We start from the raw sequence: 21,555 nt of genomic DNA, 5'->3' as shown, positions 1-21,555 counted from the left end.
CAGAGCTGTCTACTGTGGTAGGATCTACACGTTTCACATAGGTAGCTGCCATCGAATCGTGTAAACTTCGCTTATGCTGGCGGTAAACCACCATAAAAAGGCTAATGATAACAACTATTGTTATTGTAAGACCACACATAAGACTCGCGATGAAGACACGTAAAACCATAGATCTACATTTCGCTAAGGTTATAGTTAAATCGTTTGTATACCTTGTTTTTGTGTTGGTGATTCGTTTTCATAATGTTGATGATGACATGTTGCTCACTTTTCCAATGCACATTCACATCATGAATCATAGAAGGTTGAATGCCTTGAAGCTCTTTATATTGGTTAAGAGTGCTTCCCGGTTGTCCGTAGTACATTCTAAGAGAATCAGCCTTTTGTTTTTGCTCATAATCAAAGTAATCAGTGGTTTGTTTGTACATTTTTTTTACTTCTACAATGTTTTGTTGCTCAGGAGATGTGCTGGTTGTAAGTGAGACGCTGTGTATCATGCTTTGTTGTTGCTGACTTTTGTCTATAAAGTAATTTATCATAAACACGAGAGTAATAACTCCAACGGATAACATGATCCAAAGCCACTTTTTCATGTCGACACTTCCTCTTTTATGATTGAAAATCAAAATGAGTAGATAATCTCATTACGAAATAGCATTTTCTGCTATTTTGTATCCTTAGATAATAACATACTCAAAAAATCTTGAAAGGTATCAGCAATCTTTGATGTAGCTGGATCACATTCATATGATTCTTCGTAGTCTAGGAAATCAACAGACGGATTGTTCTTATCGTAGTGAAAGTTCAAACATAAATAATCTCCCCATGCTAGCTTCGCAATTGGAATTAATTCAGATCCAATGAGATCTTCATCATAAAAATTCCGGCCTTGTTCTCCTAAAGAGGTTTCGCAGCAACCAATATCATACACACCATAAGGATGCTCATTGAAGTTTTTAATAATGCCCAAAAAACGTTCAATTTGACACCTCTTATTGATGATTGTTAGTGGTGTAGAATCTATTACTGTACATCCGTTATATTGTTTCAAGAATTCTTTATAATCGTTAGGCAGTTGGACGCGAAAAGAACCTTCTATTTCTGCAATGTCTTGATCCTGTGGTAATGGATAAATGATGCTTTCCTTCACAATCGTCACTGTTATCGCTCTCCTTGCAATGGGTCATCTTCAAGGAAATACATTATGACTTCTGGTATTCGTACATAACTGGAACTTTATCCATTTTAAGGGTTTTGGCCACAATATAACGACGGTAACCATCTTTCAAGATATTCGATCCTTTTTCGATCGTTAATGGCTCATCCAGGCGCCCTGTACGTTTCACAAAATCAATGACCTTTTGTGTTTTTTGAGGGTTTGGACGTGTCTTTAAGAACTCTTCAGGTACGATGATTTCGTCGAAACTCAGAAGATCTTGTGTCCCTTTTGGCTGATTTGTTATTTGTTTCTTTTGTGGCTCCACCTTTTTCTCTTGAACAGGTGTCTCCTTCACTTCTGTCTGTACTTTTTCAGCTTTCTTCTCTTCATTTGCTGCAGGTTGAGAAGTAGGTGCCGGTTTTTCTTCCTGTTTGGTAGCAGCAACTTCTTGTTGCGCTGCAGAAGCCTCTTGTTTGGCCTCTTTTGTATCGTTTGGTTCATTGTCTTCTTTGTCTTTCTTATTCGGGAGAACGGTAATCTGGAAGCAGATTACACCTACTTCACCAGGGCATTCATCAATCGGAATGTCTAAAGTTGGTTCGCCTTGAATTAAGATTTTTTCATGCATAATACTTTTTTTCGTGAGACCTGTTTTGTTAAAAGCCTTCTTTGCAACAAATACCGTGTACGAAATAAACGTACTCTTCTTCAAGCCTTTAGGCGCAGATGGTGACCCTTTTTCACGCATATCAAAGGCAACATAGCGATCGTATTCTCGTAGTGGTCCTGTGGCTGATCCAGTTAACGTAATTTTATGTGGCATAATGTGCTCCTCCTGCGTAGATATAGATTTATTTATTATTTAGAACAGTGTTCTAAATAAACATATCCTAGTAATAATTTAGCTTCTAAGGGATTTCTTCACTTTTTACATTTTCTTCTGTCGTACATATAAACAAAGACTATGTGCATACTTGTAGTGTGGACTTGTAGCTCAATGGCAGAGCAGCCAGTCGTATTACACTATACAACTTTGGTGTCTTGCAGGTTCAAATCCTGCCAAGTCCGCCCTTAAAACACTGAATACGTTAAAAATAGTGAAAGTCCTTGCTGTACTTTAGCTATTTTTAAAAATTAAGAAGCTGGTTCCTTTAATTTAACATGTTGATGCAACAATTTCTGCTCCTCAGGTGTTAATGCTTGTCCTAAATCTTGTTTCAGTTTCGCCATTTCTAACGTACTGTATGTTGAGCAATGTTCTTGCAGCAAGTTCTCTTCTTCTGGTGTAAGTTCTTGTCCTAGGTCTTGTTTTAACTGAATCATTTCAAGCTGTTGTTCTAAAGATAGTTCTACTTTTTTTGTACCCTTCTCTTGATCCTGCTCAGCCTGTAACCAATCAGGAACGATTTCTTTACGGATAATATGTTTTGGTATAAACAATTTTGTTGATGACTCTTCTTTATGTATAACTTCCTCATGAGTTGGATATACTGATGAATAATCCTGGTTTTTAGGATCAACCAACTGATAGAATTGGTTTTTCGCAATTTTATAGAGTAATTGGCACATATTATCTAAGGACAAAGAATTGCCTTTATGATTAGCTTCATGTACATATTTGTCTAATCCAATAATAGATGTATACGCAATTTCATGTACTTGCCCTTTAGTAATATCAATCTCTGTATCTCGTTTGACGGTTTTTGCAGCATTTTGAATGCGAGCATAAAAGTCTTTTAATTGATGACCATACTTACCTGCGTAGACTTGATTGACTTTCTTAGGAACACCTTTGATATAAGTAAATGACTGTGAAGCAGACATTAAATGATTATTTATATGATTTACAGGTAAATCAAGGTTAATAAAGGCACCAGATGATTTATCGGCCTTTAAGCTTGTTGTATCAACGTTTTCAACACTTTCAGGATGCATCACAGGAAGCGTCACAGGAGTTGTCATTTCTTCTTGTTGGACCGTTTGTATACCTGTTGTATCATGGGCAAAAAAGATTTCTTCGCAAATGTGATTAAAGTTCTTATGGCTTTTAAGAATAAACACATAGCTATCAGGATGAGTACCTGTTGCATCCTCTTTAATGTAACGTGCTACAAGGACAAACGGCGTCGCTTTTAACGAACGTACAAAACGAGAAACCGTACTTTTAGAAACTTCAAATTTCTTCATGAGCGTTTCAGAACGAATGGCTTGGATGCCTGTAGCCACTAGGTTATAGATGACATGATCGAGCATTTCCATTCTTTTTTTAGGAAATTCTTTATGTATGGCTGATTGGTTCTGTTTGTAATGGGTACGAATAATTTCTAAAAACTCTTCTTTCTTTTTCCGAAGTATGGATTTATTCTTCCATAACCACTTAAACCTTCCGTTGAAGGTGTCTACATCTTTTAAATAGCAGGTCAATATTTTTGTCATTTGTTCATCTTCTCCTTCAAGGAACACAAAAAAGACACTATTTCCCTTAAGAAAGGAAAACAATGCCTTGATTTTGATGAACTAAGCCCTTGAAATAGATGTTAATTTCATATAAAATAAAAACATAAGTTTTACTTTATAGAAAACTAAATCTATTAACAAGAGACTTCGACAAGTGTTTTCCCTACCGCAATTAGGGGGAACGGTTTAAGTGTGTTGGTCGCACTACTTAAACAGTTGAAGTCTTTTTTCTATTCCGGTCATTTTTGTTAGTTTTATTATAGCGTTAATTAATCTCATAATTCAATAAAAATTAGTAATATATCTCAAAAGAATTCTTTTTAACTGTTTTTCCTTAATAATAAATTTATTTTATTATACAATTCATTTTAAAGATTGAGGAGGGTCAAAAAAATAACCCTCCTCAATATATTAAAAATGTGTTATAATCGACGGATTTTATAATCAAGTTACAACATAACAATAAAAAGCTTCTACTATCTCGGGGACTGACCCACTAGTAGAAGCTTTTTATTATTTACCTATTAATTTTTCCCACCATGTTTTTTTCTTTTCTAACTCTGCACTAGCAGAAGCTTCTTCAATCATCCTTTTACTTTCTGATAATCCTTTTCTTAACTCTCCTATCAACTCAGTATCTTTTCTATTTATCATTTGTTTTAATTCTTGATTGGTTTGGCTAACTTTCTGTAACTCTTCTACTAACTTTTGATTAAATTGCATCTGCTGTGTCATCTGTTGTTCTTGTTGTTGTAACATCTTTTTTATTTCACTTAGTTCATCGTTTATAGAGATAGAACCTTTTTCTTCTTGATTTTTGACTGTAATAGTTATAGGAAGTCCATCACTTGCCAAATTATCGTTTACATCTTCTTTTAGTAACCCCTCGCTATAGAGTTCACGGATTTTCTTTAATAGATCTAGCGATTCAATACTTATTTTATAACGTCTACCTTCTTTTTTGAAATTCAAAAACTGTTCATGGTTAATTAAATACCTTTTTAATGTTTCAGGAGGAATATTGGTATATTCAGATGCTTCTGGTACACCAATGAAGTTTGCACTTTCAGAATTATTCATGTAATCCACCACCATTTATTAGGGTTTTATGTACATTCACTCAGTTCACAGTCATTCATTTGTAAGTTTTATGAAAGTTCATCCGGTTCACAGTCATTCACTCACTTCATTTGATTATGTTCACTCAGTTCACGGTTATTTACCTGTTAGGTTTATGTGTATTCACTCAATTCACAGCCACCTATTCATTTAATTTTATATGATTTCGACAAAAAATCAACAATTCCTGTTTGGAGTTTGCTTATATATCTTATTTTATGAACTGTTATGACTTAAGTTTAACTTAAGTTCTACTTGAATTAGTGTTGGTGTGTTTTGTGGTGAACGTATGATGAACTTGTGGTGGGTTTAGTTGAACTTATCCTTTGGTTGCTTGAAAAATAGTTATTAAGTTCAAATTAAGTTAAACTAAGGGTGGACTTATTGCTTTGAATGAAGCCGATTTCTGCTCTAAAGAAATAGGGTGGGTTCTGCAATGAACTAATAACAGTCCATTATCTATTTTTAGGATGGAATTAAGATAATTTCTATTCCCAATGTAGAGAATTTCTACTCAGTTAGTGAGACATTTAACATTAATTAAAGTGACAAAAATTCTTTTTTTATAAAAGTTAGGTCTATAGACTATCGCACAATTCAAAAATTGGTAAAAAAATAGTTTTATTTATCTTAATGTCAACAAAAAGAGATTAATTGGTTCTCGTATATCAGAAATAAAGGGATTGTTGATTCATGTAAATATAGTAGAGAGTTTGATATCATGAGAAATAATGTAAAAAATAACAAAACATAAAGAATCGACTGGGGGGGATACTAACTTGTTACTTTCAAAATTGATAGATTATTATGCTCTGCATGATTTGCATAAAGACCGCAGTAAAGAGAATCAATACCATATTGATTCTGCTCATGCACAAACGAATATAGATAGAGATATTTTTTTTGAACTACCATCATCACTTGCAGATATTGATTTGAATATAACTTCTAAACAAAATGGCTATAACATAGGAGAATTTGGATTTGAAAGTTTGATACCTTCTGGGAATCATTCCAATGATTACGTAAGAGGTGAGTCTTTCTTAAATGAAGCTGGAAGTAAGCCTAATGTTATTTTTGTACATGGTTGGCGAATGAAAGGGTTTGATAGGGTAAAGAAGATTTTTCATGATTCAATTATGAATAATTTAGGGTGGAATATGTACTACTATACACTTCCTTACCATTTAGAACGTCAGCCAGAAGCATCACTTTACAGTGGAGAACTTATGGTTAGTGCCAATGTTAATAGGACTGTTGAATCTACTAGGCAAGCAATCGTTGATTTAAGGGCTCTAATTCAATGGATAAAAAATAACAAACAAGGTCCTGTAATTATAATTGGTGTTAGTCTCGGTGGCTTTATCTCAAATTTAGTTGCTACACTTGAGTCAGAAATTGATGCATTAGTTTCTATATTCTATTCTAATCGCCTTAGTTATTCAATATGGAATACGATTCCTGGTAAGTATATAAGAAAGGACTTAGAGTCTCATGGAGTTAATTACAACGATCTGGTGAAGTATTGGAAATTAACCGAGCCAAATCAAGCACCTCCAAAAATGAATAAAGAAAATATACTACTAATTTCTGCTAAACATGATCAGTACGTTCATATTCAAGATGCAGATCTATTATGGGAGTCTTGGGGTAAACCTACACGTTGTGTCTATAATTGTGGGCATGCAGGAATAGTACTTAAACGAAAAAAGATTGCAAAGGATACGATTTCTTTTCTACAAAATAAGCTAAAGAGGTAATGGGCATATGTTCATGTTTATAATGGTGGCTTTACTGTGGTTAATGAGTTCAATTCTTTTTTTTAGAAATCCTCAAAATGAGAAAATTAGATGGGCAAGTGTTATAGGGTTTTGTGGAGGTTTTGGAGGGATAGGAGCCTTACTAGGAAAAGGGATACATCGGCCAGAATGGGTATTACATTTGGATGGGATATTTACATCGATAGGACACTATTTTACACCATATGGTATGTTGATTTTTGGAATAGTTTATTCGGATGCAATTGGTAATGTAAGAAAGAGAAATATATTAAAGGTGCTCTTACTAATTCCAATCTTTATTATGTATCTTATGTTTCAAGTATATCCAGAGTTTAAAGTTAATTTCCGTATCTTAGCGATTTGGGTAGTACCATATGTGATAGTAGCTAATATTTTATTGATATACGCCGCATGGCGAGAAGATCGTCCAATTATTAAGAGAAGAAAAATACTGACTTGTGTATTTGTAGTTCCAATGTTTACGTTTGCGCTAATCACAAATATTATCTTAGAAGCGTTGGGGATTGTGGGCGTATGGCATTATAATCCTTGGATTATAGTAATTCAATTTCTTGTTTTTGTTTACTTTGGAGTTAAATATGGAATTCTTGGAGTGCGAATTAGGTTCGAAAAAGAAATGCGTGATTCCACAATGAAAGCAGCGCGTTCCGGTACAGCGTTGTTCAACCATACAATAAAAAATGAAATAGCTAAAATTGATTTATTAGTGAATCAGATCAAAGAACAAATTCCACCTGAAGAAAGGTATGCTGAAAATCTAGAATTAGTTTTAAATTCAACAAATCACGTTTTAGAACTTTCAAGGCGTATTCAAAGTAAGATAAACGTTACAAACCTTAAAGAATCTGAATTTTCCCTCATGAAAAGTATAGATTCAGCAATTAACTTGCTTAAACCTTATTTAAATATGAATCCTGATATCACAATCATTAAACAATATGAAGTCGATGCTATAGTTTTTGGTGATACCGAGCAATTACAAGAAACTTATTTAAATATAATCAAAAATGCCAGTGAGGCAATGAGTGGCCAAGGTGTAATTCTAATAAAAGTCTATAAGACTCGAAGGAAGATTCATATTGACTTTATAGATGAGGGTAAAGGAATTGAAAAAGATGAACTTACTCACGTATTAGATCCATTTTATTCAACTAAACATAATCAAACAAATTTTGGACTTGGTTTAACCTACTGTTACAATGTCCTCAAAAAACATGGTGGCGATATTTTAGTAAAAAGTAAGGTCAAAAAAGGAACAACTTTTACATTAACTTTGCCTTCCAAGAGAATTATTGAATTTAGGGTAAATGAACAATTTAACTCTAAACTAATAGGAGAGAATAACCTATGGACAAAATAAAATTAATGATTGTAGAAGATGATCCTGTTTGGATGCAATGTATAAGTGATTATATAGAAAAAGAGAACGATATTACTGTCGTTACACAAGCTTACAATAAAGAAGAAGCCTTACAAGTTGATTATAATAATATTGATGTAGTTTTATTGGACTTAACGTTACTAAAAGATGAGGGTGATGAAGAAAACCTAAATGGTTTAGAAGTTGCTAGGCACTTATACAAAAAAGGTTTAAAGAAGATCATTATGCTAACATCTTGGGATGAAAAGGATATTATACTTGAATGCTTTGATACAGGTGTTGTTAATTACATAACAAAAACGTCTTATAGAGATATTCCTAATGCTATTAGAGAAGCATTCAGAGGGAAAGTTAGTCTCCATGCTGATGTCACAAATGTATTAGTTGGAGAGTTAAGGAAGGAAAGAAAAATAAAGATATTAACGCCAACAGAACGTGAAGTTTATACCTTAAGGGAACAGGGGTTAAATAAATCACAAATTGCTGACAAATTATATAAATCTGTCGAAACAATAAAAAGACAATTACGAATTATAAAAAGCAAAATGCAGTGAGGAGTTAGTTTGCAGCTAATTTTTTCATTACATTTTGTTTTTTTTGTTATGTTTTCAAGGACTATAATTTATAGAGAAAACTACATATTTTACCACGATTATAACCGTTTGAGGAGGGGTATTTTTTTGACCCTCCCCTAAACTGATAAAATCTTCTAACATATATTTATAACTTATTATTCATTAACGAGTTAAGTAAAGATTTTAAGGATTCTCTGTCGGACTGTGGTAATCGATTAACCTTTAAAAGTATATCTGTAAGTAATCTAACTTCGTCAGAAGACAAAGAGCTAATTAAATTTGTAAGTTGACTTATTTCAGGAGTATAAGAGGCATCTGTTTTTTCTTGAGAAGCACTTATAGGCAAAACATCGTTAAGCGTGACACCAAGAGCGTTACAAATTTTGGCTAAGGATTCCACTTGAATAGATCGAGTACCTCGTTCTATTTCACTGATGGTACTTTGTGAAGTTCCAGATAAAGAACCTAATTCCATAGTAGTAAGTTTCATTGCCTTTCGATATTCCTTGATTTTTATACCCATATATTTCTTGATATCCATTGCACTTCATCCTTATAAAATATTTGTATTTAGATTTATCTTATCAGAAAAAATTCGTAAATAATAAAAACCTAAAAATATTCGTAAAAAAATTATTTATAATCAGTTTACAAATTATTTAAAATAGAATATAATGTGTTCAAGGAGGTGCTAGAAATAAATACCATACGAGAAAAGAGGTTATCCAAGAAATGGAGCCAAACCTATCTAGCTCAATTATCAGGAGTCCCGCAACCAACTATTTCTCAAATCGAAAATGGGACTCGTCAATATCCAACTTTTGAAAATATGAAGAAAATCGCAGAAGCATTGGATCTTAGATTAGAAGATATTTTCTTAACAGGTCAGAAGGATATGAACTAAGTTTTTAAATACTTAACAGCTTAAAGGGGCGATGAACATGGAAGCACAAAAGCGACTAGCATTCTATGATATATCAGATGCACGGGCGAAAAGTGCCAAAACCTTTGATGGAAAGTTGTATACGTTAAAAGGAGGGGTAGCTGTAGAAAAAGGAACGGGCGATGTCAAACGTGTAGCTGATATTTATTATGAAGTACGCTCAGTAATGGATCAGGCTCATACCATCGTCGCCAAGCGCAGAAAAAAAGATGAAGAATTGAAGGGAGTTTTACAAAAGACCTGCTAGTTCTTAGATGCAGCATACAAGCGATTTTGAAACGTGCCGAGAGCACGAGAAGTGGTACCTTGACAATTACATATTGCGTGCCTCCCCTAAACGGATCACAAGGGGGTGAAGGTATACGATAACGATAAGGTTCGATGAGTGCGTCCTAAAACTCATCGGTGATCTAGCAATAAAACAGTGACGGTGTATCCATGATCTGTGAAGAGTGATGGCGTGAGGGTAAATCCGAAGAAGCGACAACACTTCAAACAGTAGATACACGAGGTTCTTCGTACATGCCGAAAACGTTGTGCATTATTGGGCTTAGTGAAAACTATGCATGCCAATATAGGGTTTGCCCTTCCAGCCAGAAACGGGTATATATTTCCTTTCATAGACTTGAAAAGACAGAGATGATCGCTAAACCTGTGGTAAAATATGACTCTCGGTAGGTTTCAGAATCGCTTGTTATGTCTGAATATTAAGAACAAAGGAGAATGGTTATGAAAAACAAAAAATGGTTACTTTCTGCGGTGGCAGGAATCGTTGTGGCTCTTGGAATAGGCACAGCGTTTGTCTCTTCCTACAATTCAAGTGAAGTGAAAGGAAATGGTGAACTAGAAGAATTACATCCACTAGGAATGAAAAAATTTATGAAAGAAGATGGCACAGGATTTGTGATGTATTCATTCCGTGAAAGTACGCGTCCAGTATATATGAATGAAGTAAAAAAGGCTTTAAAGGAAAATGATGTGGATGCAAAAGAAATCTATAGTCGTGATCCACAATATGATCGTGATAAAAATAGTAACTATTATGGAGTACCACAAGATTCCGATACATTAGCTGCCTATAAAGATGGGGAGTTAAAGCAACAAATTAAACTAGACGATTATGAGTCATCTCAGTTAGAAACAGAACTTTCTCATTTTATTGAAACCTCAAAAGAACTGTATTTCGAAGAATAAGAGATAAGCTTTGAAAGGTGGTGGTATCTTGACGATCTCCCAAAAGGAATTAAAGAAATCCAAAGATCTTGTGGAAAAATTGCTGAAAGTCAATGGAAACAAATACAATGACTGGCTACATCAACAACACCAACAGTTTATTGAAGAAAATCAGGATTTAATTCTTCAAGCATTAAGTGCCTTTACAGGTGAAGAAGAGGAGGAGGAAAAAAACGAACCGAAAACAGCTGAACAAGTTCCTGTAAGACCACAAAGTATTCCCGTAACGCAAAATTAATGAAAAGAGGAGTGAAATACATGTTAGATTTATTAAATAGCGTGGATGTGACGCAGTTAACTTCGCATTTAACCCTTGGGGCGGCCGATGGCATGAATGGCCTCATCGAAAGTGGAAAGTCTATTATCAAATGGTTGCAGCGTATTGCGATGGTTGCCGCAGCTCTTGGCTTTTGTATAGGTGGTTATCACTTAATTTTAGGTGGAGAACGAGGTCGTCATAAATGTATCGCATGGTTTGTTGGAGGCGCAGTTGGTTTAGTGGTTGTTATGGGTGCTTATGCATTAGCTGAAGGTGTTAATACAAATATCCGATTCGGAAGCTAAGAAAGCTATACAGTTAATTGTATAGCTTTTTTCTATGCTCATTTTTAGACGAAAGGAATGGAGAAACATGCTGTCTGTCATGTTTATAAAAAGTGGAACAAAAGAGCTGAAGCCATTTCAAAAGTTATCAATTTCGGATGCTTGTGAGATGACAGAGACTTTAGAAACCCACTATCAGCGTATGAAGAAAAAAGCTCATGCAGATTTTTTTATCCTCGATGAGGAAGATCAAGAGGTATATGCAGGAACATTGTCCATTGGATCGGGGCATGCTCGTCATGTAGTCGATCATATTAAGAAAAAGTTAAGCTCTTTAAAAATGGACGATATACAGGAAGCTCGAAAGAGAAGTTTTCTTGAACAATTGGAAAAGGAAGTACCGGACCATCTGAAAACAACAGATGGTTCGTTTTCTTTAGAGGAAGAAACAGAGGATCATATGCAAACGGCTCAAACATCTGTCCTTTCTACTCGTAATCGAAGGTTGACCTATATAGGAGGGATTTTATCCCTTCTTATCCTTTCAGCAACGTGTTTTTCAACAGTGGCTACTTCCCAAGATCGAGCTGAAACCATTCAAGATTTACAACAACAAGTCAAACTCGAACAAAAAATAACAGGAACATATGAAAGAGCGCTCTTAGGAGATTCAGAAGGGGCTTTAAAACAGCTTTCTTCTATTGACGAACAAAGTCTTGCGAAAGAACAGAAAAACGTTTATATGAGCCTTCTCGTCGATCAAAAAAAGTATAAAGAAGCTGTTCAGCTTCAGGGAGGCCATCCAGAAGTAGTGGAAAGTATGATTTCAAAGAAGGGAGATGTCAATGCGTTAAAAGCGTTTCAACAAACGTTTCCTTCTCCAAACGGAGCCTTTGATCTTGCCTATCACGAACAACGTTGGGAAGATATGATGCGACAATCAGGAGTAGAAATGACTGATAAACGGTATGAAATGAAGGCTTATTGCTATTTGAAGTTAGATAAAGTTAAGGAGGCCAAAGAAGAGGCAGCTCATATTCAAAACCAAGAATTGAATCAAAAAATAGAAACCTATGAAAAAACGAAAAAGGAGGTAGAAGAAACAAAAAAACAAGTAGAGGAAGAGAACAAGAAGGACAAAAAGGATGAAAACAAAATCAAGTCGTTAACGGATCAACAAAAGAAACAAGAAGAACTTCTAAAAAATCTATAAGAAAGGATGAATAGGATGTATACACAAACAAAAGTGAAAAACCAGAAGCAAGCCTTTGTCGTAGGGGTCGAGTACTATGAAGAAGATTTATTCCTCGAAATTGAATTAGGCAGCTTTCATACGACTCAACTTCATGCCCAACGTATTGCGAACAGTGTTCATAATGTCATTCTTTTAGAGAATCAGATTGTCATTATCTTTAAAAATGCCGATTCGATCACTCTTACAGACGATTTTCTGAAATATGCGTTTAAGTTTCGATTATGCACGAAACCAACGATGCCTCCTTTTGATATCTCCAAGCTCACTCAACAAGAAAAAGACGACTTAGTTTTTAATGAAGCCTATGTAATAACCGAAGAGGATATGAAAGAGGTACAATGGGACATTAACACGGCTTTTCGTTACCTTCAACACAAGTATGAGGCAAGAGATCAAACGTTCTTTTCTCTTTCATCGAGTGCCTACTATGTTATTCCTACTTCTGAAGAGATTGACCAGGAGGGAATAAGAAATGCAAACTAATAAATCCATCAAATATGTGGTCGCTGAAAAACAAGTACTTATTCCTTTAAGTGCTTGTTTTTTTGTGTCTATTCTACTTATCTTGAACTTTCTTTTTAACATGATGCGAAACCTTGTTCAAACAACATTTAGTGATGTGTTTGAACCGCAGCCATTTCATCTAGAAACATCCTTTTTGACAGAGATTCATCTTCAACAGTACATGCCTTTATATGGAGTGATGTGTCTAGTGGCTACCTTATTAACGGCCAAATTTGCTTATAATATTCGATCCAACTTCAAAGATTTAAACCACAATCAAAAAGGATCGGGACGCTTTACAACAAGAAGTGAACTGAAAAAGCAATATCGAAAAGTACCTGAAAAAACGACAACGTATCAAGGTGGAGGTGGCGTACCTGTTTCACGTATTCAAACCTATGACCTCATTCAAACATGGAAAGAGTACAAAGCTTTAAAGGGAATACAGAAGCTTCTCCACACACATCGATTCTTTACGAAGAAAAGCTACATGCTGATTGATGACACACCCGTTAATAATTTAATCATTGGGATTACACGATCAGGGAAAGGGGAAACCTTTGTTTTTCCAACGATTGATATCTACTCACGAGCTGAAAAACAACCTTCTCTAGTCTGCAACGATCCAAAGGGGGAGTTGCTTGCTGCTTCTAAAAACACACTAGAGGAAAGAGGCTATCATGTTGAAGTGTTAAACTTACTCAATCCATTAGAATCGATGAGTTATAACCTTTTAGAAATGATAAAAGAAACGTATAAAGATGGTGATTATTCAACAGCTCAAGCGTTATGTAACACGCTATCGTATACGCTTTATTACAATCCAAATGCGAAAGATCCGTTCTGGCAACAATGTGCCATGAGTTTATGTAATGCCATGATTCTTGCCGTAACGGATAAATGCATTACAGAACAAACAGAAGAGAAGATTACCATGTACACAGTGGCAAATATGTTGTCGGAGCTAGGCTCAAAAGAAGTTGTCATTAATAAGCAAGGGGATACCCAAAATGCGTTAGATATGTACTTTGATGGTCTTCCAACAGAAAGTGTCGCCAAAATGCAGTATGCGACATCGAACTTCTCAAAAGGTACGACAAGAGGAGGGATCTTTACTCAAACAATGAATGGATTATCCATTTTTACGTTTGACGAAATCGCCAAGATGACCTCTAAAAACAGTGTCGATTTAAAGCGTGTGGGCTTTGGGAAAACGATCAAAGGAACAGCAGCACCTCTTACTCGCTTAGAAATCATCTTTCCAAATGGTCAAAAAGAAACAATTAAAACGGATGCCAAAGGGTTATTTGAAGTCAATTTTACAAGTGAGTTAAAAAGTAATGATGAAATTATTCTTGGTGAAAAGTTGAGTGATAAAATCGTTACTTCATCGAGGCTTGAAACAGTGATATCGATTAATAAAATCACGAAAGAAACAGGAGCTACGACGTTTACAGTCGAGAATCAGCATCCAACTATTCATGTAAAGGAAGTGACGTATTTTACAAAACCAATCGCCATTTTTATGGTCACACCAGACTACGATTCAAGTAATCATGTAATAGCCTCTATTTTTGTTCGGCAGTTATATTATGTGCTTTCTAAGAACGCTTCGTTGGCAAGAGGAAACAAGTGTCATCGAGAAGTAGTGGTGTTGTTAGATGAATTCGGCAACATGCCGGCAATCGAAGGAATGTCCAACATTATCACGGTTTGTTTAGGGCGAAATATACGCTTCAACTTAGTCATACAAGCTTATGCACAGCTAAAAAATAAATATGGAGATGATGCCGAAACGATTGAAGGGAACTGTGGGAATACGATTTATATTTTAAGCAATAACTATGAAACAGCTAGAACCATCTCACAAAAATTAGGAGACGGTACAATCAATTCCACCTCTCGAAGTGGAAAAGGGTTATCAACAGATAAAAGTAAAACAGAGGGAGTGGATGGAAAGCCATTATTAACACCAAATGAATTAATGGAATTACAGGAAGGAGAAAGTGTGGTTGTACGTGTTGTAAAACGTCAAGATAAAGCACGTCAGAGAATTAAAGCACATCCCATCTATAACACCGGAAAAACAGCGTTGAAATACCGTTGGGAATACCTTGGAGATGACTTTAATACGGATCGTTCGATTCTAGATATTGATATTTCGTCTTTACATGAAAAAGTCAATCCAAGATCCCTGGTTATTGATAACTTTCTTTCACCATTTGCAACTCCTCCAGTTGAGGAGTTAACAAAAAAAGTTGAGGAAGTGATAAAAACAGAAGAGAAAGTCAAGGAGTCACCAAATGAGCTTTTTACTGCTATAACCCTTGAAAACTGGAAAACTAGAACAGTCAAAGAGTTCTTTTGCAATGATCCAAGTGTTTTTGAATTTATTAGAACCTCTTTACCTCACGTAATGAAGAAAACGACAGAAGATGTTGAACAACTAGCTATGGGAGATTTTGATGAAGAGTTTGAGCAACTAGCTTTCATGAACGGAATTGATCCTAAAGGCTATGAACTTGTTCGTAAAAAAATTGATTCTACTCTTACTCAGTTACAAGACCAAATGGAAAAACAAGAAGCCTAATATCAAAAGGGGGAGAAAGAATGACTCGTATTTCGAAGGAATTAGAACGTATTTTAGAGGACTATACACCGATTGTGAAGGAAGGACATCAGGTGTTGATTGGGTTGTTAGACGGTACTGTACAGCTAGAAAAAGGACAGGAGGGAGAAGCGCCTGTACAAATTCGTGTTTCTCCTCTGGATGAACGATTAGAAATAACCGTTGATACGTTGTTTCAAGGCATGTAATACGTGCATAAGGAGATGAGCAGATGAAAGATGAAGAAATTCTTGAAAAGTTACATGAGTTTTCGGAGTACTTAGATGTTGGAAATATCCTCACTTATTTATTACGGAAATTGGGTTGGGGATGTATTCAAGTTCTTTCATTTCTAGTGGATGGACTAGAAGGGATTACAGACAGTGTATTAGGCGTTAAATCGTTTTTTAATTCTCCTGATATTCAAGACTTTATTACGAAGATTCAACCCTTTTTATATGTGTTACTGGCTTTTTCCTTTCTGTATATCGGTTACATGTTGATTATTCAAAAAAAAGTCAATCGTGAACAGATCATGATTAACATTTTTATCTCAATGGCAGTCTTACTTTTATTAAATACAAGTATGTTAAAAGCTGATAAATTCACCGATCAAGCCATTGAAGCTGTTGATTTAAATGAAAAAGGTACGGTAAGTGAAAAGATTATTAAAAGTAATTTAACAGATGTCGCACAATTTGATCTTACGAAATGGAAGAGTCCGGAATTAAAAGAACCAAATAAAGTGCCACAAAAAAATATTATGATGATCGATATTACTGAAAAGATTGATGGTGACTTTAAAGTAAATGAGAAAGATAAACTATCAGACAAAGGAAAAGATATACTCACACATAAAGCATCCTTAACACCAGATGGAAAAGATGGAGTTGCAGAACTAAATAATGGATGGTTTGATTTCTTTCCCGAACTTTATTATCGATGGGCATGGAACTTCTGGACAATTGCGGTTTCCCTTTTTGTAATAGGGATGACGTTGTTATTTACGTCTATTAAGTTAGCAAAACTATGTTACGAGCTAGGGTTCAATGCGATTCTGGCCCAATTAGTTGCGCCTGCCGATGTAGCAGATGGACAGAAGTTAAAAGCTGTACTAAAAAACATAATGAATACGTTCCTAGTTATTATTATGATTTTCATTTCGATGAAGGTCTATTTGATGGGAACAATCTTTATTAGCAATAAATTAGATGGTATTCCGTATATTGTTGCATTAATTGCCTATAGTATTGCGGTCGTAGATGGCCCAATCATGTGTGAACGTCTCTTTGGTATCGATGCGGGTCTCAAAAGTGGTTGGGGTGCTCTGGCAGGAGGTTTTGCGATGGCAAAAGGACTTGAAAGTGGCATAAATATGATGGGCAGAACAGCAAAAGGAGGAGCCAACCTTGCCAAAGGGATTGGTGGTGTAGGAAAAGGTCTTGGTAGTGGTGTCCTTCAAACAGCAGCAGGAGTTGGGGGTCTTGGAAAAGGGTTAGCTACACAAGGAAATAAAGAAAAACAGCCAGCTCTGCATGAAGAAATGAAAAAGGCAGGAATGCCAGGTGAAAAAGGAAACGCTGCTTCTAAAGGTCAAAACGCAGGCAATGAGCAAAAGGACCAACAACAAGGGTTATCTTCTACTGAAAAACAAGAAGGAGGTAAAAATAGTGAAGGGAATGTTCCAGAAGGAAAAGGATCAGGTCAAGGAAGTTCTTTACAGGATGAGATGCAAGCAGCAGCTGTTTCTACTGATAGTCAAGGATCAACTTCCTCTGTAGAAGGTGGAAATACATCTCTACATGATGAAATGCAAGCTTCTGGTTATGCTGAAGGCTCAAATGAAGGCACTGGATCTTCTGTAGAGGGTGGAAGTGCTTCTCTACATGATGAAATGCAAGCTTCTGGTTACGCTGAAGGCGCAAATGAAGGTACTGGATCTTCTGTAGAGGGTGGAAGTGCTTCTCTACATGATGAAATGCAAGCTTCTGGTTATGCTGAAAGTGCAAGTGAAGGTACTGGATCTTCTGTAGAAAGTGGAAGTACTTCTCTACATGATGAAATGCAGGCTTCTGGTCAGAGTGGCAACACAAATGGAGGCAGCTCTTCTGTAGGAAAGGCAAGTTCTCCTCTTCATGGTGAAATGCAAGCTTCCGGTCAGAGTGGCAACACAAATGGAGGCAGCTTCTCTGTAGGAAAGACAAGTTCTCCTCTTCATGATGAAATACAGGCTTCTGGTCAGAGTGGAAGCACAAATGGGGGCAGCTCTTCTGTAGGAAAGGCAAGTTCTCCTCTTCATAATGAAATGCAGGCTTCTGGTCATAGTGAAAGCACAAGTGGAGGCAGCTCTTCTGTAGGAAGTGTGAGTACGCCTATTCATGAAGAAATCCAAACTTCCGGTTACGGCGGAAGTACAAGCGAAGGCAGCTCTTCTGTAGGAAGTGCAAGTACGCCTGTTCATGAAGAAATCCAAACTTCCGGTTACGGCGGAAGTACAAGCGAAGGCAGCTCTTCTGTAGGAAGTATGAGTACACCTGTTCATGAAGAAGTCCAAACTTCCGGTTACGGTGGAAGTATAAATGAAGGCAGCTCCTCTGTAGGAAGTGTAAGTTATCCTACACCAACAAGAGAACCTTCTGTTTCCATGCCGACAGGAATGGATCAAGCACAAGCGCAAGTGGCAGCTACACAGGAACCTCGTCAAGTAAAACAACAAGTTAAACAAGATACTGTTCCTGCTTCAACAGAAGATATTCCAATGCCGCATCAACATCGAACAGAAACACGTAATATTGCACAAGTGGTACGGAATAATGTCAAAGAGAGCGTAGGAAAGGTAAAAGAACGTATTGATAACTCACAAACGATCCATAAAACAAAACGTTCTTATCAAATTGGACGAAATACAGGACGAGATTTACGAAACCTTGGATCAAAAAAGCGAAATAAACCAGATGAGAAGTAACAGGTGTTACTTCTCTTTTTTATGGAAAGGAGAAAGATCATGGGAAACTATAACATTCCAAAAGAAATTTCAACGGAATTAAAGATTAATAAATCTCTTTATCTCTTTGATTTGCTGTTTATTATTGGCTTACTGATGGTCACGATGATGTTACGTTTTTTTATTCATCCAACGCTTCAAATTCCCTTTTATATCTTTATGGGCGTATTTGGTCTATTGATGATTGTTAGACCAAGTACGAACCCTAAAAAACGGATGTATGAGGCGTTATTGCTTACATTGGTGCGAAAGAAGAGCACGTATTGTGCCATAGATCGGGATCAAGAATAAAGGAGGGTATGATTGATGGCATTATTTGATGAAAGAATCCTAGAAAAAGAGAAAGCTATTTTAAAAGAAAAAAAGGCAAGTACATCCCTTCTCTTTGATGAAAAGGAACTGGATAAACAGATTGCTCGTACAAAGAAAAAGAATCCTTTTTCTTTGTTACAACTTCCAAAGGCTGAAAAGGAAAAAAAGAAAGAGAAGCTACCGGAGGTAAAGAAAAGTGTAGCTGATATTATTCCTATCATCGATCAAACGGATAGTGGGTTATTTCAACTAAAGGATGAGGGAGGCTTTTTTGGGATCTGGCAGCTTCAGAGTACAGATATCAATGCCATGCACAACCAAGAGGCAGAACGCAATATCTATACATTGGCGAAAACATACCAGGGCGATAAAGATCCATTTAAAATTATCTCATTAAACTTGCCTGTTTCCACACAAAAGCAACAACAGTATCTTGAGAAAAAAATTCGAGAGGCTAACAATGCGTTATCGCTTCGATTCTTACGAAAAAAGTTAAAAGAACTTCAATATTTAGAATGGGGGCGAACCAATCGAGAATACTTTCTTTTCTTATATGGACCGACTGAACTCGCTGTTAAAGAGCGAAAAGATCAATTTATGCGAGATATTCAACTGGCTATACCTCTTTTACCTGTTTCGGATGAAAAACAGATTAACCTTCTTTACAAACTCTACAATCAAAACGCCAAGCTTGGTAATAAACAATAAGAAAGGATGATAAAACCATGATAACTTTACCTTTTGGTAAAAAAGAGAAAACACCTCAAGAGATCAAGCAAAAAAAAGGATACAATCCTCATTTTGTGGCACAGATTCAACCACAAGGGGGCGTGAGCTTTAAAGAAAACCTTGTTCGAAACGGAGATGGATATTCGACTTGCATTCATATTTATGAGTACCCAACGAACGTGAATGATTTTTGGCTGGAACCGATTATGAATATGCCCAATGCCATTACTACCTTAGATGTGGTAAGCGATGAGCGAAAACAAGTCGTAGAAGCCATTAATAAAAATATGTCGGAACAAAATGCACGGCATGTGAATGCTAAAGAAAACATTGATCGTATGGATGCCCAAGAACAGTATTTAGATATGAAAGAGCTATATCGTCAAGTCGCAAATGGTGAAGTGATCAAACGGATACACCTTCGTATTTATATTGCGGAAAAAACGATTCCTGACTTAGAAAAGCGATTAAAAGAAGTCATTCATCACCTTGAAACGCATAACTTCAGAGGATCCATTTTCTTAAATGAACAAGAGTATGAGTGGGAATCGTTAGTGACGCACTTTGACATGCAAAAGAAGTATCCCAGTAAGCGAAAAGGAAAGGAAATCCCCGCATTAGCATTAGCCGGAGGGTTTCCTTTTCATTTTACTCACTTAGATGATCCATACGGTACGTATCAAGGGACAACTCGTACATGTGGCAGCGTCATCTTTGATTTGTTTCACAAAGACCAACAACGTAAAAGTTACAATGCGGTGTTAATGGGCTTAATGGGCGCAGGTAAATCCACATTTTTAAAGAAAGTCACCACGGATAATGCCATTAAAGGCTATAAGATTCGAGGATTTGATATCGTAGGAGAGTTTGAAAGTCTCGTCAGAGAATTAGGAGGTAAACAGATTGCGCTAGATGGATCAGAAGGGCAAATTAATCCCTTACAGGTATTTAAAACACATGAGCACGAAATAAACAGTTTTACGCAGCACCTATCCAAACTAACCGTTTTTTATCGCTTTATTGCACCAGAAGCAAAAGATGATGAATTAAAAGAGTATGAAAAGCTCCTTCGTAAACTCTATATTCAAAAGCAGTTATGGAACGATGGAAAGGGCGCAAGCAATCACATTACAGGGCGTTCACCAGAAGCCTATCCAACTTTTAGTGAGTTTCTACAGCTCATTCGGAAAGAGCTATATGCAAATGAGAAAACAAGAGAGCATCATCCAAACTTAGGGGAGTATCGGAAACGTCGTCTTGAGCTAATCGAGCTGAACATTGAAAACTTGGTTGAAACGTACGCGCATTTGTTTGATGGCATTTCAACCATTGAAGATTTTAACGATGAACAAGTCGTATTCTTCTCGATCCGTCATTTATCGAAATTAAAAGATGAAATTGCACAGGCACAGCTTTTCAACGTTATGAGTTTATTATGGGATGGCATGCTGCAGAATGGAGAACCACAATTGGCAGCCTATACGAAAGGGACATTATCCTTTGAAGATGCCATTCGTTATTTGATTGTCATCGACGAGGCGCACCACATTGTGAACACGAAAAAGGGCAATGAACATGCTTTAGATTTCCTAACAGAGTTCAGTCGAGAAGCACGTAAATACTTTGCAGGTTTGATCTATGCAAGTCATTTAATCAGTGACTTTGTGCCAGACGGTTCGGAACAAACAGCGATTGAGAAAATTAAAAAGCTTTTTGATTTAACACAATATAAATTCATTATGCAGCAAGATGATAACAACTTAGATACGATTCAACGAGTGTTTAAAACAGGGATTACGGACAGCGAACTAGCTGAGATTCCGAAGCTGCCAATTGGGGATGTGCTGCTTTGTATTAAGTCCGTAAAAAACATTCTGTTTCATATTGAAATCGATGAGGAAGAAAAAGTGCTGTACGGTGGAGGTGCATAA

General features: G+C 36.2%; 22 protein-coding genes and 1 tRNA gene. 17 read left to right on the top strand and 6 right to left on the bottom strand.

The window, feature by feature from the left end; genetic code table 11:
- Nucleotides 1-173: 173 nt before the first annotated feature.
- The 3 genes from SCI76_RS27240 to SCI76_RS27230 all read right to left on the bottom strand — a co-directional run bounded on the left by SCI76_RS27240 (nt 174) and on the right by SCI76_RS27230 (nt 1,982).
- Nucleotides 174-593: a hypothetical protein gene (locus tag SCI76_RS27240; protein WP_099331435.1), complete on the bottom strand. Its 420-nt coding sequence runs from the start codon at nt 591-593 to the stop codon at nt 174-176.
- 71 nt (nt 594-664) lie between these two features.
- A complete protein-coding gene (locus SCI76_RS27235) occupies nt 665-1,159 on the bottom strand; it encodes an SMI1/KNR4 family protein (RefSeq protein WP_157774350.1) in 495 nt (164 codons plus the stop codon).
- 43 nt (nt 1,160-1,202) lie between these two features.
- Entirely contained in the window at nt 1,203-1,982 is a 780-nt protein-coding gene (locus SCI76_RS27230) for a plasmid stabilization protein (RefSeq protein WP_407545258.1), read from the bottom strand.
- Between the two features lie 160 nt (nt 1,983-2,142).
- On the opposite strand from SCI76_RS27230, the gene SCI76_RS27225 reads away from it, so the two are divergent.
- Nucleotides 2,143-2,227 (top strand) — tRNA-OTHER (locus tag SCI76_RS27225).
- Nucleotides 2,228-2,293: 66 nt separating this feature from the next.
- On the opposite strand, the gene SCI76_RS27220 is transcribed toward SCI76_RS27225, so the two are convergent.
- Together SCI76_RS27220 and SCI76_RS27215 are read right to left on the bottom strand one after the other, a co-directional pair.
- Complete coding sequence (locus SCI76_RS27220) at nt 2,294-3,595, bottom strand: replication protein (RefSeq protein ID WP_099331432.1); 1,302 nt, start codon at nt 3,593-3,595, stop codon at nt 2,294-2,296.
- Nucleotides 3,596-4,129: 534 nt separating this feature from the next.
- Nucleotides 4,130-4,696 (bottom strand): hypothetical protein, encoded by a 567-nt coding sequence (locus SCI76_RS27215; protein WP_043981748.1) that lies wholly within the window; start codon nt 4,694-4,696, stop codon nt 4,130-4,132.
- Between the two features lie 818 nt (nt 4,697-5,514).
- On the opposite strand from SCI76_RS27215, the gene SCI76_RS27210 reads away from it, so the two are divergent.
- The 3 genes from SCI76_RS27210 to SCI76_RS27200 are packed head-to-tail and all read left to right on the top strand — an operon-like array spanning nt 5,515 to nt 8,472.
- Entirely contained in the window at nt 5,515-6,495 is a 981-nt protein-coding gene (locus tag SCI76_RS27210; protein WP_099331431.1) for an alpha/beta hydrolase, read from the top strand.
- 43 nt (nt 6,496-6,538) lie between these two features.
- On the top strand, nt 6,539-7,897 hold the full coding sequence (locus SCI76_RS27205) for a sensor histidine kinase (protein ID WP_228123072.1): 1,359 nt from the start codon (nt 6,539-6,541) through the stop codon (nt 7,895-7,897).
- Entirely contained in the window at nt 7,885-8,472 is a 588-nt protein-coding gene (locus SCI76_RS27200) for a response regulator transcription factor (protein WP_099331430.1), read from the top strand. Before SCI76_RS27205 ends, SCI76_RS27200 begins: the two co-directional genes overlap by 13 nt.
- A 166-nt stretch (nt 8,473-8,638) precedes the next feature.
- Here SCI76_RS27200 and SCI76_RS27195 read toward each other — a convergent pair whose 3' ends face one another.
- Nucleotides 8,639-9,034: a helix-turn-helix transcriptional regulator gene (locus SCI76_RS27195; protein ID WP_099331429.1), complete on the bottom strand. Its 396-nt coding sequence runs from the start codon at nt 9,032-9,034 to the stop codon at nt 8,639-8,641.
- A gap of 147 nt (nt 9,035-9,181) precedes the next feature.
- On the opposite strand from SCI76_RS27195, the gene SCI76_RS27190 reads away from it, so the two are divergent.
- The 13 genes from SCI76_RS27190 to SCI76_RS27130 all read left to right on the top strand — a co-directional run bounded on the left by SCI76_RS27190 (nt 9,182) and on the right by SCI76_RS27130 (nt 21,555).
- Nucleotides 9,182-9,397, top strand: a complete 216-nt coding sequence (locus SCI76_RS27190) for a helix-turn-helix transcriptional regulator (RefSeq protein WP_099331428.1) — start codon at nt 9,182-9,184, stop codon at nt 9,395-9,397.
- 37 nt (nt 9,398-9,434) lie between these two features.
- A complete protein-coding gene (locus tag SCI76_RS27185; protein WP_099331427.1) occupies nt 9,435-9,683 on the top strand; it encodes a hypothetical protein in 249 nt (82 codons plus the stop codon).
- Between the two features lie 482 nt (nt 9,684-10,165).
- Nucleotides 10,166-10,630, top strand: coding sequence for a hypothetical protein (locus tag SCI76_RS27180; protein ID WP_099331426.1), 465 nt, complete (start codon nt 10,166-10,168; stop codon nt 10,628-10,630).
- 28 nt (nt 10,631-10,658) lie between these two features.
- Nucleotides 10,659-10,907: a hypothetical protein gene (locus SCI76_RS27175; protein WP_099331425.1), complete on the top strand. Its 249-nt coding sequence runs from the start codon at nt 10,659-10,661 to the stop codon at nt 10,905-10,907.
- 20 nt (nt 10,908-10,927) lie between these two features.
- A complete protein-coding gene (locus SCI76_RS27170; RefSeq protein WP_099331424.1) occupies nt 10,928-11,233 on the top strand; it encodes a hypothetical protein in 306 nt (101 codons plus the stop codon).
- 148 nt (nt 11,234-11,381) lie between these two features.
- Nucleotides 11,382-12,425 (top strand): hypothetical protein, encoded by a 1,044-nt coding sequence (locus tag SCI76_RS27165; protein WP_407545257.1) that lies wholly within the window; start codon nt 11,382-11,384, stop codon nt 12,423-12,425.
- Between the two features lie 15 nt (nt 12,426-12,440).
- Nucleotides 12,441-12,950: a hypothetical protein gene (locus tag SCI76_RS27160; RefSeq protein ID WP_099331422.1), complete on the top strand. Its 510-nt coding sequence runs from the start codon at nt 12,441-12,443 to the stop codon at nt 12,948-12,950.
- Nucleotides 12,940-15,561: a VirD4-like conjugal transfer protein, CD1115 family gene (locus SCI76_RS27155; RefSeq protein ID WP_099331421.1), complete on the top strand. Its 2,622-nt coding sequence runs from the start codon at nt 12,940-12,942 to the stop codon at nt 15,559-15,561. The genes SCI76_RS27160 and SCI76_RS27155 overlap by 11 nt, the downstream gene beginning before the upstream one ends.
- 20 nt (nt 15,562-15,581) lie before the next feature.
- A complete protein-coding gene (locus tag SCI76_RS27150; protein WP_407545256.1) occupies nt 15,582-15,788 on the top strand; it encodes a hypothetical protein in 207 nt (68 codons plus the stop codon).
- A gap of 23 nt (nt 15,789-15,811) precedes the next feature.
- On the top strand, nt 15,812-18,544 hold the full coding sequence (locus SCI76_RS27145; RefSeq protein WP_099331419.1) for a pLS20_p028 family conjugation system transmembrane protein: 2,733 nt from the start codon (nt 15,812-15,814) through the stop codon (nt 18,542-18,544).
- 39 nt (nt 18,545-18,583) lie between these two features.
- A complete protein-coding gene (locus tag SCI76_RS27140; protein WP_099331418.1) occupies nt 18,584-18,874 on the top strand; it encodes a DUF5592 family protein in 291 nt (96 codons plus the stop codon).
- A gap of 15 nt (nt 18,875-18,889) precedes the next feature.
- On the top strand, nt 18,890-19,603 hold the full coding sequence (locus SCI76_RS27135) for a hypothetical protein (protein WP_099331417.1): 714 nt from the start codon (nt 18,890-18,892) through the stop codon (nt 19,601-19,603).
- 17 nt (nt 19,604-19,620) lie between these two features.
- The gene (locus tag SCI76_RS27130; protein ID WP_099331416.1) at nt 19,621-21,555 is read left to right on the top strand and encodes a VirB4 family type IV secretion system protein; all 1,935 of its coding nucleotides are present in this window, start codon (nt 19,621-19,623) and stop codon (nt 21,553-21,555) included.

The sequence above is a fragment of the Priestia sp. HNGD-A6 genome, assembly GCF_045784335.1.
In the GTDB taxonomy this organism is placed as follows: domain Bacteria; phylum Bacillota; class Bacilli; order Bacillales; family Bacillaceae_H; genus Priestia; species Priestia zanthoxyli.
The sequence above is the reverse complement of the archived record's forward strand: the minus strand, read 5'-3'. Positions and strand labels throughout refer to the sequence as shown.

Coding starts and splice junctions, on each gene's coding strand:
- SCI76_RS27230 (WP_407545258.1), bottom strand. CDS start 1,982: ATGCCACATAAAATTACGTTAACTGGATCAGCCACAGGACCACTACGA.
- SCI76_RS27205 (WP_228123072.1), top strand. CDS start 6,539: ATGAGTTCAATTCTTTTTTTTAGAAATCCTCAAAATGAGAAAATTAGA.
- SCI76_RS27130 (WP_099331416.1), top strand. CDS start 19,621: ATGATAACTTTACCTTTTGGTAAAAAAGAGAAAACACCTCAAGAGATC.
- SCI76_RS27180 (WP_099331426.1), top strand. CDS start 10,166: ATGAAAAACAAAAAATGGTTACTTTCTGCGGTGGCAGGAATCGTTGTG.
- SCI76_RS27155 (WP_099331421.1), top strand. CDS start 12,940: ATGCAAACTAATAAATCCATCAAATATGTGGTCGCTGAAAAACAAGTA.
- SCI76_RS27170 (WP_099331424.1), top strand. CDS start 10,928: ATGTTAGATTTATTAAATAGCGTGGATGTGACGCAGTTAACTTCGCAT.
- SCI76_RS27135 (WP_099331417.1), top strand. CDS start 18,890: ATGGCATTATTTGATGAAAGAATCCTAGAAAAAGAGAAAGCTATTTTA.
- SCI76_RS27200 (WP_099331430.1), top strand. CDS start 7,885: ATGGACAAAATAAAATTAATGATTGTAGAAGATGATCCTGTTTGGATG.
- SCI76_RS27185 (WP_099331427.1), top strand. CDS start 9,435: ATGGAAGCACAAAAGCGACTAGCATTCTATGATATATCAGATGCACGG.
- SCI76_RS27140 (WP_099331418.1), top strand. CDS start 18,584: ATGGGAAACTATAACATTCCAAAAGAAATTTCAACGGAATTAAAGATT.
- SCI76_RS27195 (WP_099331429.1), bottom strand. CDS start 9,034: ATGGATATCAAGAAATATATGGGTATAAAAATCAAGGAATATCGAAAG.
- SCI76_RS27215 (WP_043981748.1), bottom strand. CDS start 4,696: ATGAATAATTCTGAAAGTGCAAACTTCATTGGTGTACCAGAAGCATCT.
- SCI76_RS27220 (WP_099331432.1), bottom strand. CDS start 3,595: ATGACAAAAATATTGACCTGCTATTTAAAAGATGTAGACACCTTCAAC.
- SCI76_RS27160 (WP_099331422.1), top strand. CDS start 12,441: ATGTATACACAAACAAAAGTGAAAAACCAGAAGCAAGCCTTTGTCGTA.
- SCI76_RS27145 (WP_099331419.1), top strand. CDS start 15,812: ATGAAAGATGAAGAAATTCTTGAAAAGTTACATGAGTTTTCGGAGTAC.
- SCI76_RS27165 (WP_407545257.1), top strand. CDS start 11,382: ATGACAGAGACTTTAGAAACCCACTATCAGCGTATGAAGAAAAAAGCT.
- SCI76_RS27240 (WP_099331435.1), bottom strand. CDS start 593: ATGAAAAAGTGGCTTTGGATCATGTTATCCGTTGGAGTTATTACTCTC.
- SCI76_RS27150 (WP_407545256.1), top strand. CDS start 15,582: ATGACTCGTATTTCGAAGGAATTAGAACGTATTTTAGAGGACTATACA.